Consider the following 17826-nt stretch of genomic DNA (forward strand, 5'->3'; position numbering starts at 1 on the left):
CTTTACAGGGGCGCATCGTTTGATATGATGCGCCCGCTTTGCAACGTGTCTGGCCTGTAAAGTGCATTACCCTGTGGTGGGGTTCCCGAGCGGCCAAAGGGAGCAGACTGTAAATCTGCCGTCATCGACTTCGAAGGTTCGAATCCTTCCCCCACCACCATTCCTTTTGTTACTCACTTCTCTCTCCGACCGTTTATCAAATTCAATCGTGCTTTTGCGCAATACTATGTCATCGGTAACCTATTATACTTCTTAGTTATTGAGCTAAATAAGAGGGTTACCCGTGCAGAAAATCGTCATTATTGCCAATGGTGCTGCTTATGGCAGTGAATCGCTGTTTAATAGTTTACGTCTGGCCATTGCGCTCGGGGAGCAAACCCCACCTCCGGAAGTAAAACTATTTTTAATGTCTGATGCTGTCACTGCCGGAATAGGCGGGCAAAAACCTGTCGAGGGTTACAATATTCAGCAGATGCTTGAAATATTAATCGCACAAGGTGCGCAGGTAAAATTATGCAAAACCTGCGCCGATGGCCGTGGTATCACCGCCCTGCCGCTTGTCGATGGTGTAGAAATTGGAACCCTAGGAGAGCTGGCTCAGTGGGTTGTTGCTGCTAATAACGTATTAACGTTTTAGACAACATTAGCGGGATTTCAGGTCATCATCTGCTTTATGCCGGGCAATCAGTGCCCGGTCATCACAGCGAATCTGGTATTAAGGGAGCTGCGTTATATGGTTACGTACTTCTCTCGCAAGTTCAGTCACCCCTTCGTCGTGCATTCCGCGTTCTTTCAAAGCCTCTTCAAGTGAAAATAAATATTGTGCATTACTGCCCAGCGGGCCAGTAGCTGTGGCAATCAGGGGAGCAATTGTCTCGCTACGTGAGTCCGCCGCATATAGCGGGTGTTTTGAGTCCATAATAAAGACCAGAGCGTTCACCTGCCGCCCATCGTCCAGCTGAAGCGGACACCAGGTTGGCAGATAACAGCCGGTTATCATTTCACGCTTCCAGACCAGAGCCAGTTCATCTTCCAGTTCGTTATCAGGAAGGCGAAACGCCAGCCCGGTTGTTTCCCCGCCTGCGGTCAACCCAAGCATTCTGCCTGGAAGGCATGCCGTTCCGCGTCCGGCAGTCAGACGTAAGCAAAAATCACGATGCCAGCCGGTAAGCGTTGCAGGTTCTGCCTCTTCGTATTCAAACGCTGGATTCCATATTAAAGAACCATATCCAAACAACCATATCGGCCCCTGGTCAGGACGCCCGGCAAGGGTGGCAGCCAGAGAAGCTGACCGTTGCTCAGGGCTCCATAATATTGATTCCTCAATGTCACCAAAAGCGGTCTTACAATCTGCTTTCATTAAGAAATCTCTGGTTAACACGCGACGCCTCCATCACAACAAATATCCCTTTACTGAAAGGTATTGAACTATCCTGCTCAATTGACTGATAAAATGACCATAATCAATTAACTGGTGAGAATCAATGTCAAATATGCGCTATATTTCAATTTTCGCACATTAGGATCCGGTAAACTATTGCTCCCGGCAACAGATTATTCCATAGCCGTCTGGCCAGCGCATGAAAATAATGCTATTCCTGAAAAAGAGTGAAATATTCGGGTATTTATCTGCTGCTACACTTCAGTCATCACCCTGCGGACCACCTTAATCAGTACAGATAGCAGCTAAAGTAAGGACGAATTCGCTTACTCCGGATTCAATTCGCGTCTTGTCAGAAGACACCAGAAACGTTCTTATTTTGCGTTAATAAAAAACATATCATTATGTTTTAATTGAATTAATAATCAAACATTAGTGTTTATAGCGATTTAATTTAAAAACCATGCAAAAGCAGTAAAAAAAAGTAAATTTTTGAGTAAAAAAGTCCTTTTTTTGCTATATTGTTACACTTAAAAACACAGATACAGCAAACAAACTCGTTATCATCTGCAGAAATGGAGTCGTTTAATGTCAAAAACACAACACGAGCCGGTAAAAACCCGCCACAAGGAGAGTTCTCTCATTTTCCCGGTACTCGCCCTGGCAGTGCTGGCAATGTGGGGTTCGAGCCAGTCTCTGCTAGCGGTCGTTGGGATCAACATTTTAGCCCTGGTCGCTATTCTGACCAGTGCCTTCAGCGTAGTACGCCATGCGGATGTTCTGGCACACCGCCTTGGTGAGCCCTATGGGTCACTTATTCTTAGCTTATCGGTGGTTATTCTTGAGGTCAGCCTGATATCAGCTCTCATGGCGACCGGTGATGCCGCTCCGACCTTGATGCGTGACACGCTTTATTCCATCATTATGATTGTTACCGGTGGTTTAGTCGGCTTTTCCTTATTACTGGGTGGCCGTAAATTTGCCACACAGTATCTGAACCTGTTTGGACTTAAGCAGTACCTGATAGCCCTATTCCCACTCGCTATTATCGTCCTGGTGTTCCCTATGGCTCTGCCAGCAGGAAACTTTTCGACGGGCCAGGCACTGTTAGTCGCCTTAATTTCTGCGGCTATGTATGGCGTGTTTCTGTTAATTCAGACCAAAACTCATCAGAGTTTATTTATCTATGATCACGAAGATGAAAGTGATGACGGAGACCCGCACCACGGTAAGCCGTCAGCCCACAGTTCAAAATGGCATACTGCCTGGCTGATTGTACATCTGATTGCGGTTATTGCCGTTACCAAGATGAATGCTAACCCTCTGGAGTTTTTACTGAGCAGCCTCAGTGCGCCTGAGCAGTTTACTGGCTTCCTTATCGCGTTACTGATCCTCTCTCCTGAAGGTCTTGGTGCCCTGCGAGCCGTACTGAATAACCAAGTACAGCGTGCAATGAACCTGTTCTTTGGTTCAGTACTGGCGACGATTTCACTGACAGTCCCGGCGGTAACCATTATCGCGATGATAACCGGGAACGAAATAGTCTTCGCATTAGGTAACCCACAGATGGTCGTGATGGTATCAGCCCTGGTACTGTGCCAGATTTCATTTTCAACAGGCCGTACCAACGTCCTCAATGGTTCAGCGCATTTAGCGTTATTTGCCGCTTACCTGATGACTATTTTTGCCTGATTAGTCCGACGGGCAAAAAAAAGCCCTTGTCATATATTATGGCAAGGGCTTTTTTGTATCATCAGCGAACAGAATTAGTTGCTGGTATCCAGCTCATCAAAGTTTTTTACCAGGTCATCGATAGCTTTAATCTGGCTCAGGAAGCCTTCCAGTTTCGCAAGCGGCAGAGCAGAAGGACCATCACACAGGGCATTTGCTGGATCAGGATGCGCTTCAATAAATAAGCCAGCCAGACCCGTAGCCATACCGGCTCGTGCCAGTTCAGCAACCTGTGCACGACGACCGCTGGACGCCGCACCGAACGGGTCGCGGCATTGCAGCGCATGGGTAACGTCAAAAATGACTGGCGCACCGTTAGAAACCTGTTTCATCACGCTAAAGCCCAGCATATCAACAACCAGGTTGTCATAACCGAACTGTGTACCACGGTCACATAAAATAACCTTGTCATTACCGCCTTCAGCGAACTTATCAACGATATTACCCATTTGTCCCGGGCTGACAAACTGAGGTTTCTTAACGTTAATCACCGCGCCAGTTTTCGCCATAGCTTCTACCAGGTCTGTCTGGCGAGCCAAAAATGCGGGCAGCTGAATGACATCAACGACTTCAGCAACAGGTTGAGCCTGTGAACTTTCATGTACGTCGGTGATGATTTTCACACCAAAGGTGTCTTTCAGTTCCTGGAAGATTTTCATCCCTTCTTCCAGGCCCGGACCACGGTAAGAATGAATTGATGAACGGTTAGCTTTATCAAATGACGCTTTAAATACGTACGGGATACCCAGTTTCTGCGTTACCTGGACATAGTGTTCGCAGATGCGCATCGCCAGGTCACGTGACTCAAGCACATTCATCCCGCCAAACAGGACAAATGGCAGGTCGTTTGCGACTTTGATATCACCAATGTTAATCACTTTCTGTTTCATATCTTCGCCTTAATTAGGTGTGCGCTTAATGAAGAGTTATCTGCTTATGTGCAATAGCATTAATTTGCACTTTGATCATGTCACTGATCGGGTCTTCGGGGCATTGCTCAATAAAATAGTTTAAATCATTAAGCGCTACATGTTCGCAGTCCAGCTGCGCATAAATCAGACCACGATCGCGAATTTCATAGGGATCTTCAGGATTGAATTGCAGCAATACTTCACTAACGCGAAGAGCCTGCTCCATCTGTCGTTCTTCCATCAGTGAGGATTTTAACGTATCCAGTAATTTGCGGATCACTTCTGCGTTATCCGACTCTTCGAGGTCTTCTTCATATAATTCAGCTGTCGGGCTGACATTGCCTTTCAACCAGACTTCGAGTGTGTGCTCATCAAGCGTATCGCCGTTAAACGGATTAATCAGCCACATTTCGCCGTCCATCCAGTCTGCGCGCAAAATGAGCTGTGTCGGGAAAATAACCGGCATAAGCGGGATATTCAGCTGATCGGCGACCCATAATAAAATAGCCCCCAGCGATACAGCACTGCCCTGTCGCTGTTTTAATACATTATCCAGCCATAACGCATCCGAGAGGCGATAAACGCCACTCGCATCTTTAAATCCCCACGAGCCATAAAATAGCTCAAGCAGTTTTTGAAGTTGTATATCCGGATGCTGACCTTCACAGATTTCTTCACGTGCCAGTGCAACCAGCTGACTGAGCTGCCGATTAACCTCGGCGACTGGGAAGTCATCACGAATCAATTGTGAAACTAAAATCATGCCTTCACAAAGTGGAGCCTGATTAAATTCGAAATCGGCTAACGACTTCATACTTACCCCAATAACGATATTTTAGTGGTGGTGAATGCAAGGAGGACGTGTGCACCACCGGTCCAGACAAATAGCAAACCTGTACCCTGCGGGTATATATACCTATTGGTTTTACTGATATTTGCTGACCAATAAATTCCAAAGTAGCATAAATAATAACGCTAAATACTTCGTCAGTCAGCTAACAGCAACGTAATCACGATAAACCAATAGCGAAAGCCAGTATTTCTGGTCTAAAAAGCACATTTGGTTTAATGATCTGTCTTTATTATGGAATATATCGCCCAGATGTCAGACGCTCATTATCCCCATAATCTTTGCCAGTACTTACGTCTTCAAAACCGGCATTGAGAAACAACTGACGCACAACTGCACCTTGCTGCCACCCATGTTCCAGAATCAACCAGCCATTCGGTTCAAGAAAATCACGCGCCTGACTGACCAGAATTTCAATATCAGCCAGACCATGATTCTCAGCAACCAGCGCACTTTTAGGTTCAAAGCGCACATCGCCCTCTGAAAGATGAGGATCGTCACTGTCAATATAGGGCGGATTACTGACTATCAAAGCAAACCGTTCAGCCCCAAGCGCGCTAAACCAATGGCTTTGTAACATCTTTACGTTGGTGACAGCCAGAAATTCGGCATTACTCTGTGCCAGAGCGACGGCTTCAGGCACAACATCTAATGCTGTGACCTGACAATCCGGACGTTCAGTCGCCAGCGCCAACGCTATCGCCCCGGTGCCGGTTCCTAAATCCAGGATATGACAAGGATGAGAAGGCAGGCAGGTTAACGCATGCTCTATCAGGCATTCAGTGTCAGGGCGTGGGATCAGGGTTGCAGGAGAAACGCGCAAAGGAAGTGACCAGAACTCTCGCTCCCCAATCAGATAAGCAACAGGCTCTCCCTTAATCCGACGAGCCAGCAAGATTTCCAGCTGGCTGTACTGCAAATCGGTCAGGGCCGTTTCCGAAAACGCGAGAATAAATGTGCGGGATTTACCTGTCACAAACCCCAGCAGAATTTGGGCATCACGTTTTGGGCTGTCACTGCCTTCAAGCTGCGTAACCGCATTGGTTATCCAGGTCTGAAAATCCATTAGTCCTGCTCGGACAATGCGGCCAGCTGGTCTGCCTGGAATTCCTGGACTATCGGCTCTATCAGGGGATCGATTTTCCCTTCCATCACTTCATCAAGACGGTAAAGCGTGAGGTTGATACGATGGTCAGTAACCCGTCCCTGCGGGAAGTTATAGGTCCGGTTACGGTCTGAGCGGTCACCTGAACCTAACAGATTCCGGCGTGTGGATGCCTCTTCCTGATGACGTTTTGCCATTTCAGCAGCATGAATACGCGCCCCTAATACCGAGAGTGCTTTTGCTTTGTTTTTATGCTGAGAACGTTCATCCTGGCATTCCACCACGATACCGGTCGGTAAGTGGGTAATACGAATAGCTGAATCGGTGGTGTTTACGTGCTGTCCACCCGCGCCTGAGGAGCGGAAGGTATCGATACGTAAATCGCCCGGATTGATATCCGGTAATTCTGCTTCAGGGATTTCTGGCATGACAGCAACGGTACAAGCAGAGGTATGAATACGCCCCTGTGATTCAGTCGCCGGAACACGCTGAACACGATGACCGCCTGACTCAAACTTCAGCCGGCCATAGACGCCATCACCGCTAATTTTAGCGATCACTTCTTTAAAGCCGCCGTGTTCACCTTCGTTGGCACTGATGACCTCGACACGCCAGCGGCGAGCTTCAGCATAGCGGCTGTACATACGGAACAGATCGCCCGCAAACAGCGCGGCTTCATCGCCCCCGGTACCGGCTCGAACTTCGACAAACGCATTACGCTCATCATCAGGATCTTTTGGCAGTAACAGTACTTGTAACTGTTGCTCTAATTCCTCACTGCTGGCTTTAGCCTGGTTCAATTCTTCCTGCGCCATTTCGCGCATTTCCGGATCGCTGAGCATGCTTTCAGCCGTCTCAATGTCTTCCTGTACTTGACGCCATTGCAGGAAACAAGCAGATACGTCACTTAACTGTGCATATTCACGCGACAACGCACGAAAACGATCCTGGTCGGCGATAGTTTTCGCGTCGCCCAGCAGGGCCTGAACTTCTTCGTGGCGTTCTTGTAAGGCTTCCAGTTTAGCAACAATAGAAGGCTTCATAGGCGGTGTTTCACCTTGTAATAAGAGTTATTGGATTAATCCAGCCCGAGGCTGTTACGCAGGATTTGCAGACGCTCATGGTCACCGTCACGGGCGGCCTGCGTCAGGGATTTTGTTGGGGTATGAATCAAACGATTGGTCAGTTTCCATGCCAGTTCCTGAAGCACAGCTTCAGCATCGCCGCCTTGCTGTAAGGAGGCAAGAGCCCTGGCAGTGAGATCGTCGCGAATCTCTTCAGCCTGCTGACGATATTCACGGATGGTCTCAGACGCATTCTGCGCCCGTAACCATGCCATAAACTCACCGGATTCCTGCGCCACAATCGTTTCAGCTTGCACGGCGGCAGCCTGGCGCTGGGCGAGGTTAGTCTGAATAATAGCCTGCAGATCGTCCACGCTATAAAGGTAGACGTTAGGAAGTTTACCCACTTCAGGCTCTACGTCCCGAGGTACGGCAATATCCACGAGGAGCATTGGCTGATTGCGACGCGTTTTTAATGCACGTTCAACCATGCCTTTACCCATAATAGGTAACGGACTGGCTGTTGAGCTAATTACGATATCTGCATCAGCTAAACGCACATCTATTTCACTCAAGCTAATAACCTCAGCCCCGACTTCGTTTGCTAAAAACTGTGCACGATCGCGTGTACGGTTAGCAATAATCATTTTTTTGACATCATGCTCACGCAGGTGACGAGCAACCAGTTCAATGGTTTCCCCTGCGCCGACCAGCATGACAGTAACCTCTGAGAGTGACTCAAAAATTTGTCGGGCCAGAGTACAGGCAGCAAAAGCAACGGATACCGCACTAGCACCAATATCGGTCTCGGTTCTGACGCGTTTGGCCACCGAGAACGACTTCTGGAACATGCGTTCGAGTTCACCTGAAAGGGCTTGTCCTTTCTGCGAGTCAGCGAAGGCTTTTTTTACCTGCCCGAGGATCTGCGGCTCACCGAGAACCAGTGAGTCCAGCCCACTGGCAACACGCATTAAGTGGCTGACGGCATCATTGCCTTTATACCAGTACAGGCTTTTACGTACTTCATCTTCATTGAGGTTATGGTAATTACATAGCCATTTAACCAGTTGTTCATGAAGGTTTTCTTGCTGTTCAACGCTCAGATAAAGCTCTGTTCGGTTACACGTAGACAGCACTACCCCACCCTGCACCAAAGGCTGGGCAAGCAGACTTCCCAGCGCCTGGTCGAGCGTATCCGGCGAAAACGTGACACGCTCTCGCAGCGATACTGGTGCTGTCTTGTGGTTAATTCCTAGTGCTAACAGGCTCATATCGCAATCTGAGTAAGACTTAATGTTGATAAGGATTTCTGAACGCATCATACAGGATGCGCGCGACCAATAAAAGAGAACAGCACATAGCAGCACTCTCCGCTTATTTATGATTTAAGACAATATGATGGTAGACGCACCCTATTACTGTCGTTAGCATAAATGATATTCGCCCAAATGTATTAATGGATGAGCTGACAATATGTTAATTACAGAACTTCGTCTGAAACACCTTCTGCCCCTCGCCAGTTTAATACTGACGGCTTGTACAATTAATTCACCGACTGGCCCCGGCAAGAGCCCTGATTCACCCGAATGGCGACAACATCAGCAAGAAGTACAGAAAATTACGCAATATCAAACGCGGGGTGCTTTTGCTTATCTGACTGATGACCAAAAAATCTATGCCCGCTTTAACTGGCAGCAAACCGGCCCGGAACGCTACCGCTTACTGCTGACCAACCCATTAGGCAGCACCGAGCTTGAACTGAATGTTCAGCCAGACCTGGTGCAGCTCACTACAAGTGATGGTAAACGCCACACTACTGAGGATGCCGAACGCACTCTGGCACAACTGACCGGGATGCCGATTCCATTGAACAGCTTACGCCAGTGGATACTCGGCCTGCCCGGCGAAGCAACAGATTATCGTCTCGATGACCAATATCGTTTAAAAGAGCTTAGCTATAAACAAGAAGGAAAAAACTGGAAGGTGGTTTATAGCGGCTACGACAGCAAAATATCACCCGCCCTACCCTCAAATATGGAACTCAGCACCGGTACAGTGCGTATTAAATTAAAAATGGATAACTGGACGGTTGCCCCATGATAACGCGCTGGCCATCACCGGCCAAAATAAATCTGTTTCTTTATATCACCGGGCGGCGTGAGGATGGTTACCATAATTTGCAGACCTTGTTTCAGTTTCTGGACTACGGTGACACCCTGACTGTAGAACTTCGTCAGGATGGTAAAATTTGCCTGACCTCGCCATTACCCGGCGTGGATGATGCTGATAACCTGATTATCCGCGCAGCGCAGCTGCTGATGGCTTTTACCAAGGCAAAAGGAACGCTTCCCAAGGGGGCGGGCGCAAGCCTTGGGGTTGAAAAACGGCTGCCGATGGGCGGCGGGCTGGGCGGCGGTTCATCCAACGCGGCCACCACCCTGGTGGTATTGAACAGACTCTGGAATACGGAATGTAGCGAAGATGAGCTGGCTGAATTAGGCCGTCAGCTAGGCGCAGATGTTCCGGTATTTGTACGGGGTCATGCAGCCTTTGCCGAAGGTGTCGGTGAAGAGCTGACACCCGTGAACCCGGAAGAGAAATGGTATCTGGTTGCCCACCCTAATGTCAGTGTTTCTACCCCGGCAATTTTCGCCGATCCTGACTTACCGCGCAAAACGCCCGCCAGGTCAATCGATACCTTACTAAATTGTGAATTTAGCAACGATTGTGAGGTTATCGTAAGAAATCGGTTTTGCGAGGTTGATGCACTGCTTTCCTGGCTGTTAGAATACGCTCCGTCACGCCTGACTGGTACCGGCGCTTGTGTGTTTTCAGAATTTGACACCGAGCACGCTGCAAGACAGGTGCTTAAGCAGGCCCCGGCTTGGCTACATGGGTTTGTTGCGCGAGGTGTTAACCTTTCGCCACTGCACCAGGCTTTATCCGGGCAGGCTAAGCATTGGTGACAACGTCACCTTGTTTCAGACGTTGCATCGTGCTTTTTTAAATACATCGCATGGATGGGTGCTACCCTTCCCGCACATTTTGCGGTAGTCACCATCCACCACTGGACGCATCTGAGGTTCTTCTCGTGCCTGATATGAAGCTTTTTGCTGGTAACGCTATCCCGGAACTAGCACAACGTATTGCCAACCGCCTGTACACCTCTCTTGGTGACGCCGCCGTCAGTCGCTTTAGCGACGGTGAGGTAAGCGTACAAATCAATGAAAATGTACGCGGAGGTGATATATTCATCATCCAGTCCACTTGTGCTCCCACAAACGACAACCTGATGGAATTAGTTGTCATGGTCGATGCTCTGCGTCGCGCTTCGGCCGGCCGCATCACCGCCGTTATTCCGTATTTTGGTTATGCCCGTCAAGACCGCCGTGTGCGCTCTGCTCGCGTTCCCATCACCGCGAAAGTTGTGGCTGACTTCCTGTCAAACGTCGGCGTTGACCGCGTACTGACAGTGGATTTGCACGCAGAGCAAATCCAGGGTTTCTTTGATGTCCCGGTTGATAACGTCTTCGGCAGCCCTATTCTGCTGGAAGATATGCTACAAATCGGTCTTGAGAACCCAATCGTTGTTTCCCCGGATATCGGTGGCGTTGTGCGTGCTCGTGCTATTGCGAAGCTGCTCAATGATACTGATATGGCTATCATCGATAAACGCCGCCCGCGCGCCAACGTCTCCCAGGTGATGCATATCATTGGTGACGTTTCTGGCCGTGACTGCGTACTGGTTGATGATATGATTGATACCGGTGGAACACTGTGTAAAGCCGCTGAAGCCCTGAAAGAACGTGGTGCAAAACGCGTATTTGCTTACGCCACACACCCTATCTTCTCTGGCAATGCAGTGCACAATCTGCGCAATTCAGTGATTGACGAAGTTATTGTCTGTGACACTATTCCGTTGTCAGCAGAAATTAAAGCTCTGCCTAATGTTCGTACTCTGACCCTGTCAGGTATGCTGGCCGAAGCTATTCGCCGTATCAGCAACGAAGAGTCTATCTCTGCGATGTTTGAGCATTAATCAAACGGTGTTTAAGCCCGCTACTTTGTAGCGGGTTTTTTATTTCCGCCTGCCTGCAAATAAAATCCCTTGCTGTTGTATTTCTTCCAATCTGAACTTATCGTCTGGGTCATCATATTCGTTTTCAGAATAAGAGTGAGCCTGCGTGAAATTTATCGAGTCTAGTATCCGGGACGTAATCTATGGCGAGAATGTCAGCATCGTCAGACCTGCCAATATTTATGAATGCGAACTCGGTGATAACGTTTTTATCGGCCCTTTCGTTGAGATTCAGAAAGGATGCGTGATAGGCAGCGGCAGCCGGATCCAGTCACACACCTTTATCTGCGAAAATGTCACTCTCGGCCAGAATTGTTTTATTGGCCATAACGTAACTTTCGCAAACGATCTGTTTCATTCAGGCGCACCGGACCCTTCCCCCCAGAACTGGCTGGCTATTTCTCTTGGGGATTCTGTGACAGTCGGAAGCGGTGCAACGATTCTGACACCCTTTATATGCAGTGGAACGGTAATAGGTGCAGGATCTGTGGTGGTAAAACCCATTAAGATAAAGGGTATTTATGCAGGTAACCCGGCAAAACTCATCCGTACATTATGAAAAAACGTAAAAATCCGTAGCCCCGACCAGCGAGATTACGGATTTTTGTAACAGCCACGTGTTTTGCTGATCAATGCGCTCAGTATTGCTACTGACGGGAAGCTCAATCAGTGACCGTTTCGACGACAGCGTTTATCGAAGTGACGAACCCAGAAATAGCGATCGTTGATTTGTTCACGACCACCAATACGTGCCCCTGCGAGCCACACAACTGCGCCAACAAAGATGGCTAATACTGCACCAGAAGCCACCTCTGGGGGTAAACTAAACTGCGGTACATGGTTCATAACGGCTCCGACAAACCCAAGAACCATTACCACCAGGCCCAATCCCATAAAGATATTGCCACACATTGATGCACTTTGACGTTTCATAACCCACCTCCGTTAAATACCGGGCTGACGGACTAAACAATAATGTCTTTAATAATCTTTACAGTAGTATAGCCGAGGTCAGACCTCAGGCTTGCGGGACAGATCACAGTTACGGGCTAAACTAAATTTATCTTTCTGTGCTCTAAGAGAACCATTATTGCACTTTGTCAACCGGACGCCAGCACAGTAAACTATCCGGCTCTGAACCGTTTTGTCAGGAAGTTAATGTGAGCATTAAATTAATTGTTGGTCTGGCTAACCCGGGCGCGGAATATGCGGCCACCCGGCATAATGCTGGGGCATGGTATGTCGATTTACTGGCAGACAGACATAACCAGCCGTTAAAAGAAGAAGCTAAATTTTATGGTTACACGGCGCGCCTTAATATTGATGGTGAAGATGTCCGCCTGTTAGTCCCTACCACCTTTATGAATCTGAGCGGTAAAGCCGTCAGTGCCATGGCGAATTTTTATCGTATTCAGCCAGAAGAGATCCTCGTTGCCCACGATGAGCTGGATTTACCCCCGGGTGTGGCAAAATTTAAACTGGGTGGCGGACACGGCGGTCACAACGGGTTGAAAGATATCATCAGCAAACTGGGTAATAACCCCGGCTTTCACCGCTTACGCATCGGTATTGGCCATCCGGGTGATAAAAACAAAGTCGTCGGCTTTGTGCTCGGCAAACCGCCACTCAGTGAGCAAAAGCTGATTGATGATGCGATTGATGAAGCAACGCGCTGTACCGATGTCTGGCTAAAAGAAGGCTTAATCAAAGCTACTAACCGTTTACACACCTTTAAAGCCCAGTAAATGCGCTGTTTAGTGACAGAGAAAAGCATTTCTGCGCCCGATTATCCGGCTTTAAGTGTATAATAGATAAAGTTGACTACATTTCTTCAATGAAAACAAACTAATTCATTGATTATAAATATATAAAGGTGATTTAAACCATGGGATTCAAATGCGGTATTGTTGGTTTACCAAACGTCGGTAAATCCACCCTGTTCAACGCGCTCACTCAAGCTGGCATCGAAGCAGCCAACTTCCCTTTCTGTACTATTGAGCCGAACACCGGTGTAGTACCTATGCCGGACCCGCGTCTGGACAAACTGGCTGAAATCGTGAAACCACAGCGTATTCTGCCAACCACCATGGAATTCGTCGATATCGCCGGTCTGGTAAAAGGTGCTTCTAAAGGTGAAGGCCTGGGTAACCAGTTCCTGACCAATATCCGTGAAACTGAAGCTATCGGCCATGTGGTTCGCTGCTTTGAAGATGACAATGTCATTCACGTTGCCGGTAAAGTTGACCCAGCTGAAGATATCGACATCATTAATACCGAACTGGCACTGGCCGATCTCGATACCTGCGAACGCGCCCTGCACCGGGTTCAGAAAAAAGCCAAAGGTGGCGATAAGGACGCAAAAGCCGAGCAAGCTGCGCTGGAAAAATGTCTGCCACATCTGAGCAATGCCGGTATGCTGCGATCCCTGAATTTGACTGAAGAAGATAAAGCCGCCATTCGCTATCTGAGTTTCCTGACTCTGAAACCAACGATGTACATCGCCAACGTCAACGAAGATGGCTATGAGAACAATCCATTCCTCGATAAAGTGCGTGAAATTGCCGCCGCTGAAGGGTCTGTAGTGGTTGCTGTATGCGCGGCTGTTGAGTCTGATATTGCCGAACTCGACGATGCCGATCGCGCAGAGTTCATGGCTGAAATGGGTATCGAAGAACCTGGCCTGAACCGTGTGATCCGTGCCGGTTACGCCCTGCTCAATCTGCAAACTTACTTCACTGCTGGCGTTAAAGAAGTCCGCGCCTGGACCATCCCTGTCGGCGCTACCGCACCACAAGCCGCAGGTAAAATTCATACCGACTTTGAAAAAGGCTTTATCCGCGCCCAGACCATCGCCTATGAAGACTTTATCACCTACAAAGGCGAACAAGGTGCTAAAGAAGCCGGTAAAATGCGTGCAGAAGGCAAAGAGTACATCGTTAAAGATGGCGATGTGATGAACTTCTTGTTTAACGTCTAAAAATCAATAATTTGATAATAATCAGTGCGTTAATTTAGAAAGAATGCCGTTTTTTTATTTCCGCGTACAAACCCGCGTACAAACTGGGCGGCGCTAGAAAGGGAAAACGGTAGCGATTAAGAGAAAGCTGGCTCTGTTATGGGGTCGGCTTTTTTATTGGCCTTTCTGTCTCAATTTTTGTGTGTAAACCTCATCAGTGCGTCTTACTCTGCACTTCAACAAAAACCAAGATTTACCCCACTACAAGCCCTGCCCTTTTACCCGCTGCCACACTCTATCTCCTGTCCACTCCCCCATTAAATAGCTTCAGACTGAAATAGGTATCTATTCCTGATGCCAAGGGAAAACTCATTGCCCAGCACCTGAACTCGATACAAAACGCCATCAACTGTATTTCAGTGAAACAGCATAAATAATTTCATATCGCTTGGTTCGCAAATCACAAACTGCCGATGATTAACGCGATGAATACTCATCGAACCTTAAAGAGGGTAATGAAATGAATTTTGATAAAAAAATTGAGATCGCCAAACATCATCAAGCACTTCAGGCTAAAAAGAATGCACACTATATTACTGCTGTAAAATTATTAATCGTACTGATTCAAAGATATCCTGAGCTCGATTCAGCTACTATCAAAAAAATTATCGTTAATTTGTTTTTTGAGAGTAATGTGAAAATTTACAAAAGACACTCCTTAAATGGCGATTGGACACATCTCTCTCACTTAACTTGTTTAGAGTTAGGTGCTAAAGAATTCGTACCGGGGCTATTACTCATAGACAAACAGTACTTTGAAGAAATCTTTACTGAGGCAGCGGATCGGCTAACCGAACCTGATTATTTCTGCAATATCGCGTTTAATCTTGCTGAGGCAGAGAAAACAGTAGGATTTGAACTGACCTCTGAATCGCCGGTATCTGGAAGTCAGGAGTTGATCATAAAAGATAAAAGAATTGCTGAACTTGAAGTTCAGAATGAAAAATTAATGTTGCAAACCAAAACACTACCTGAAAGTTCAGCTAATTATACAAAAATCAGAGAAGAAATAATCTCCGTTGGATTCACTTTATTACTTAATCAGCGCATTAAAATAAAGCACTCTGATATCAGTAAATTAACTGCTCCAGATATAACAAATGCAATCTTCGAGAACGCTAATTCTTACTGGCCCGTGAATGGCGTCCCTAGAGAGTACGACACTGCACTAAACATAATAAGAGATGTATTCAGCATTGGGGATCTTAAAAAACCTGTAAATCTCGAGATAAAACGGACAACCCCGAGAAACAAAAGAAAAACAAGAAAAAAAACACTTTAATTTCATAACAATAAAGAAGGTCACTAGTGACCTTCTGAAGGTACACACGACATCTGAGTCCTCCTTGATTACTCTTTCTCCACCTTGTTACCTCTGATTTCAGGAGCCTTTATGGAGTATAAAAGTAGCTTTTCCGACAACGTGCCCTTTTTCCATGAACCACAACGTATTATTCGTATTAATGCCATGCTCATACTACTGGCTGTGAGTCGGACAACTCTTTGGCGATGGGTTAAACAAGGTTATTTTCCCGAACCTCACAAAATGCAAGGAAAAACACTAGGCTGGACCGTCAAGCAGTACCATGACTGGCTGAGCAAGCAGCTATGAGGTTTATCGCTTTCATTACAGCCGGTTTTTAACCGGCTTTTTTATTGATAAAAAAGAATGCAACAAGTTTAAACAAGAGTACTTCAATCAAACGGTACTGAGACGAAGAAAAATGACAGCTAACACCGTGAATAATCCTGAAAAATTAAACATACATCAGCCGTCAGACGCATCGGTAATTAATAATATATACCCTTTTCGCTGTTCTGAGGGGTATATCAAGGCCAGAGGGAAATACCCTTACAACGGTGTTCTCTGGAATGTGCTTCATCCTGAGAGTGAATACCTTCCGAATATCATGAAAGCCATTTTTGACTGTGTAAATCAGGCTTACCAGCTCAGTTCCAGAATACTTGCCATACGCTATGATTTACACCTCCACAAATATTCTGATGATAATCAGGTTATATCGGATTTTTGTAAGCAGCTCAGAAAACTTGTCAGATCCCATTACCCTAAATCCTTTTTCAGCATATTCTGGGTTCGGGAACAAGACAAATCAGCATCACAACATTACCACTGTGTTGTTATAATGGATGGAAACCATATTAGAACCCCATACTATCTAAGCCAGTTGGTGTCAGAAGCTTGGCAAGTTGTCAGTCAAGGTAAAGTTTGGTTTCCTGCTGACTCATACTATCTGGTTGATAGAAAAAAGATGAATACACTGAGTAGGTTATTACTGAGACTCAGCTATTTTGCCAAACGAAAAAGTAAAACTCAGATAAAAAGTTATATCCCATTATTTGGGCAGAAGTATTATCGCTGTTTAAAAAAACGGCACTCAAAGAGCCAGCGCTTAAAAAAATGCCAGCCTCCGGCAGGAATTCACTCGCCTTTGCCGGGAGCACTAGATGTTTTATTTGAAGATGAATCTAAAAGCCCTGTGATATCACAAGATAAAATGCAAATGGTTGTGGGCAGTCAAAACAAAATATCGTATATCCGCCGTCTGCTTGCTCTTTACAAGTTTAAAGAATTACCTCGAAAGCCCGCTCTCTCTGCTCATTGGCTAAGACATTTTGACAGCTACTACAGTAAATATTGGCCCTGTGGTATCAGCGTTGCACAATATGCCCACTGGCATTATCTCAACCCTGCTACAGCAAGACGCTATCTTTGTAATTATCCGGCAGCCCTAGTCTCTCCTGCTGTATTAAGACACTTTCTACAGAGGGTCTCATGATGAATTATTTGCACCTCGTCAACAGCCTGCGCCTGGCAAAAATGCCCAAATACTGGAGGCCGAAAAAATGGCCTAGCGAGTACCGGGTCGATGAAATCACCGGTTTGGAATATCGCCCGTTAACTCCTACTGAACAAAAACTCAAACATCAGCATATTCATCCCCTGCCCGACTCTTTAGAAATGCTTTTTGCCAGCTTTCTAAAACCAGCCATAAAGCGCGACAGAAGAGCACAAGACTATGATCGAAAACGTGGCACCTGGCGGATTGACTGGCCGTATCATAAACAGAACTATCGTCGGGAAGCGATTCTCTATGGCACAACCCAAACTGAATATGCTGAATGCCACCATCTTTGCCAAAGACGGGCCTGGGCTATGCTCCACGCGTCAGGTGGCGCATCAATAAAAGCATTATTCTGGGTCTATCACCGCCACCAGCTACAACTCGAACAGCATGAAAATGGTATGGATGTGGAAACCTATATTGAAAAATATCAGTTGTCACAACGTTCAGCTGCTCGCCAATTATTGCGTAAGCCAATGGGCGAATACTGGTCACGTTGCTTCGATATTTATTACCAAGGCTGGTGGCCTAAAGGCTATACCGTCAGTGATTTTGCCTGTGCTGCCAAATTGAAACAAACAACAGTGAGACAATATTTATTTGATTTCCCACCGGGGCTTTTTGATCCCATGTTGGTTAAACCCTATCTGTAGCCCCCGACTAAGAAATGCTCCCTTTGAGAAGAACGTGATACAACAAAATGAAGGTCTCTTTTTTACGATATTACGCAAAAAGTGAATATAAACGACAGAATAACAGGGATAAATCTGTTTATTGCGCTAAAGATGGTCCCCCTCTTTTTTTACTCTATCCCCCGAAAAATAGA

Annotated in this window: 19 protein-coding genes and 1 tRNA gene; 13 read left to right on the plus strand and 7 right to left on the minus strand. The window is 46.8% G+C overall.

The features are described 5' to 3' along the window. Window positions 1-75 precede the first annotated feature (75 nt). Together M2387_RS03680 and M2387_RS03685 are read left to right on the plus strand one after the other, a co-directional pair. A tRNA-Tyr gene (locus M2387_RS03680) sits at window positions 76-160 on the plus strand. A gap of 123 nt (window positions 161-283) precedes the next feature. Then, window positions 284-637 (plus strand): DsrE/DsrF/TusD sulfur relay family protein, encoded by a 354-nt coding sequence (locus M2387_RS03685; protein WP_259047256.1) that lies wholly within the window; start codon window positions 284-286, stop codon window positions 635-637. Between the two features lie 78 nt (window positions 638-715). Here M2387_RS03685 and M2387_RS03690 read toward each other — a convergent pair whose 3' ends face one another. Continuing rightward, entirely contained in the window at window positions 716-1381 is a 666-nt protein-coding gene (locus tag M2387_RS03690) for a gamma-glutamylcyclotransferase (protein WP_259047257.1), read from the minus strand. A gap of 588 nt (window positions 1382-1969) precedes the next feature. Here M2387_RS03690 and chaA point away from each other — a divergent pair. Further along, the gene (chaA, locus tag M2387_RS03695; protein WP_259047258.1) at window positions 1970-3073 is read left to right on the plus strand and encodes a sodium-potassium/proton antiporter ChaA; all 1104 of its coding nucleotides are present in this window, start codon (window positions 1970-1972) and stop codon (window positions 3071-3073) included. A 74-nt stretch (window positions 3074-3147) separates the two neighbouring features. On the opposite strand, the gene kdsA is transcribed toward chaA, so the two are convergent. From kdsA to hemA, 5 genes are all read right to left on the minus strand, one after another. Further along, a complete protein-coding gene (gene kdsA / locus M2387_RS03700) occupies window positions 3148-4002 on the minus strand; it encodes a 3-deoxy-8-phosphooctulonate synthase (RefSeq protein WP_259047259.1) in 855 nt (284 codons plus the stop codon). Window positions 4003-4027: 25 nt separating this feature from the next. Further along, entirely contained in the window at window positions 4028-4837 is an 810-nt protein-coding gene (gene sirB1 / locus M2387_RS03705) for an invasion regulator SirB1 (RefSeq protein WP_259047260.1), read from the minus strand. 268 nt (window positions 4838-5105) lie between these two features. Beyond that, window positions 5106-5939 carry a peptide chain release factor N(5)-glutamine methyltransferase gene (gene prmC, locus M2387_RS03710; protein WP_259047261.1) on the minus strand — a complete coding sequence of 278 codons (834 nt, stop codon included), beginning with the start codon at window positions 5937-5939 and terminating at the stop codon, window positions 5106-5108. Further along, on the minus strand, window positions 5939-7021 hold the full coding sequence (gene prfA / locus M2387_RS03715) for a peptide chain release factor 1 (protein ID WP_259047262.1): 1083 nt from the start codon (window positions 7019-7021) through the stop codon (window positions 5939-5941). Before prfA ends, prmC begins: the two co-directional genes overlap by 1 nt. A gap of 35 nt (window positions 7022-7056) precedes the next feature. Beyond that, window positions 7057-8313 (minus strand): glutamyl-tRNA reductase, encoded by a 1257-nt coding sequence (hemA, locus tag M2387_RS03720; RefSeq protein ID WP_259047264.1) that lies wholly within the window; start codon window positions 8311-8313, stop codon window positions 7057-7059. A gap of 202 nt (window positions 8314-8515) precedes the next feature. On the opposite strand from hemA, the gene lolB reads away from it, so the two are divergent. The 4 genes from lolB to M2387_RS03740 all read left to right on the plus strand — a co-directional run bounded on the left by lolB (window position 8516) and on the right by M2387_RS03740 (window position 11679). Continuing rightward, window positions 8516-9142, plus strand: a complete 627-nt coding sequence (lolB, locus tag M2387_RS03725) for a lipoprotein insertase outer membrane protein LolB (protein ID WP_259047266.1) — start codon at window positions 8516-8518, stop codon at window positions 9140-9142. After that, window positions 9142-10008, plus strand: a complete 867-nt coding sequence (ispE, locus tag M2387_RS03730) for a 4-(cytidine 5'-diphospho)-2-C-methyl-D-erythritol kinase (protein ID WP_259048277.1) — start codon at window positions 9142-9144, stop codon at window positions 10006-10008. The genes lolB and ispE overlap by 1 nt, the downstream gene beginning before the upstream one ends. Before the next feature lie 125 nt (window positions 10009-10133). Beyond that, the gene (gene prs / locus M2387_RS03735; protein ID WP_259047268.1) at window positions 10134-11081 is read left to right on the plus strand and encodes a ribose-phosphate diphosphokinase; all 948 of its coding nucleotides are present in this window, start codon (window positions 10134-10136) and stop codon (window positions 11079-11081) included. 145 nt (window positions 11082-11226) lie between these two features. Next, on the plus strand, window positions 11227-11679 hold the full coding sequence (locus M2387_RS03740; RefSeq protein ID WP_259047270.1) for an acyltransferase: 453 nt from the start codon (window positions 11227-11229) through the stop codon (window positions 11677-11679). A gap of 107 nt (window positions 11680-11786) precedes the next feature. Here M2387_RS03740 and ychH read toward each other — a convergent pair whose 3' ends face one another. Further along, window positions 11787-12053: a stress-induced protein YchH gene (gene ychH / locus M2387_RS03745; protein ID WP_259047271.1), complete on the minus strand. Its 267-nt coding sequence runs from the start codon at window positions 12051-12053 to the stop codon at window positions 11787-11789. 227 nt (window positions 12054-12280) lie between these two features. Between ychH and pth the strand changes: the two genes are divergently transcribed. From pth to M2387_RS03775, 6 genes are all read left to right on the plus strand, one after another. Continuing rightward, window positions 12281-12865, plus strand: coding sequence for an aminoacyl-tRNA hydrolase (gene pth / locus M2387_RS03750; RefSeq protein WP_259047273.1), 585 nt, complete (start codon window positions 12281-12283; stop codon window positions 12863-12865). Between the two features lie 140 nt (window positions 12866-13005). Beyond that, complete coding sequence (ychF, locus tag M2387_RS03755) at window positions 13006-14097, plus strand: redox-regulated ATPase YchF (protein ID WP_259047275.1); 1092 nt, start codon at window positions 13006-13008, stop codon at window positions 14095-14097. Window positions 14098-14596: 499 nt separating this feature from the next. Further along, entirely contained in the window at window positions 14597-15418 is an 822-nt protein-coding gene (locus M2387_RS03760; RefSeq protein ID WP_259047277.1) for a hypothetical protein, read from the plus strand. 111 nt (window positions 15419-15529) lie between these two features. Continuing rightward, window positions 15530-15748, plus strand: coding sequence for a helix-turn-helix transcriptional regulator (locus tag M2387_RS03765; protein WP_259047279.1), 219 nt, complete (start codon window positions 15530-15532; stop codon window positions 15746-15748). A gap of 112 nt (window positions 15749-15860) precedes the next feature. Beyond that, window positions 15861-16934, plus strand: coding sequence for an inovirus Gp2 family protein (locus M2387_RS03770; protein WP_259047281.1), 1074 nt, complete (start codon window positions 15861-15863; stop codon window positions 16932-16934). Then, complete coding sequence (locus tag M2387_RS03775) at window positions 16931-17653, plus strand: hypothetical protein (protein WP_259047283.1); 723 nt, start codon at window positions 16931-16933, stop codon at window positions 17651-17653. Before M2387_RS03770 ends, M2387_RS03775 begins: the two co-directional genes overlap by 4 nt. The last annotated feature ends 173 nt before the right edge of the window (window positions 17654-17826 follow it).

The sequence above is a fragment of the Klebsiella sp. BIGb0407 genome (assembly GCF_024807845.1).
GTDB lineage: Bacteria > Pseudomonadota > Gammaproteobacteria > Enterobacterales > Enterobacteriaceae > JGM124.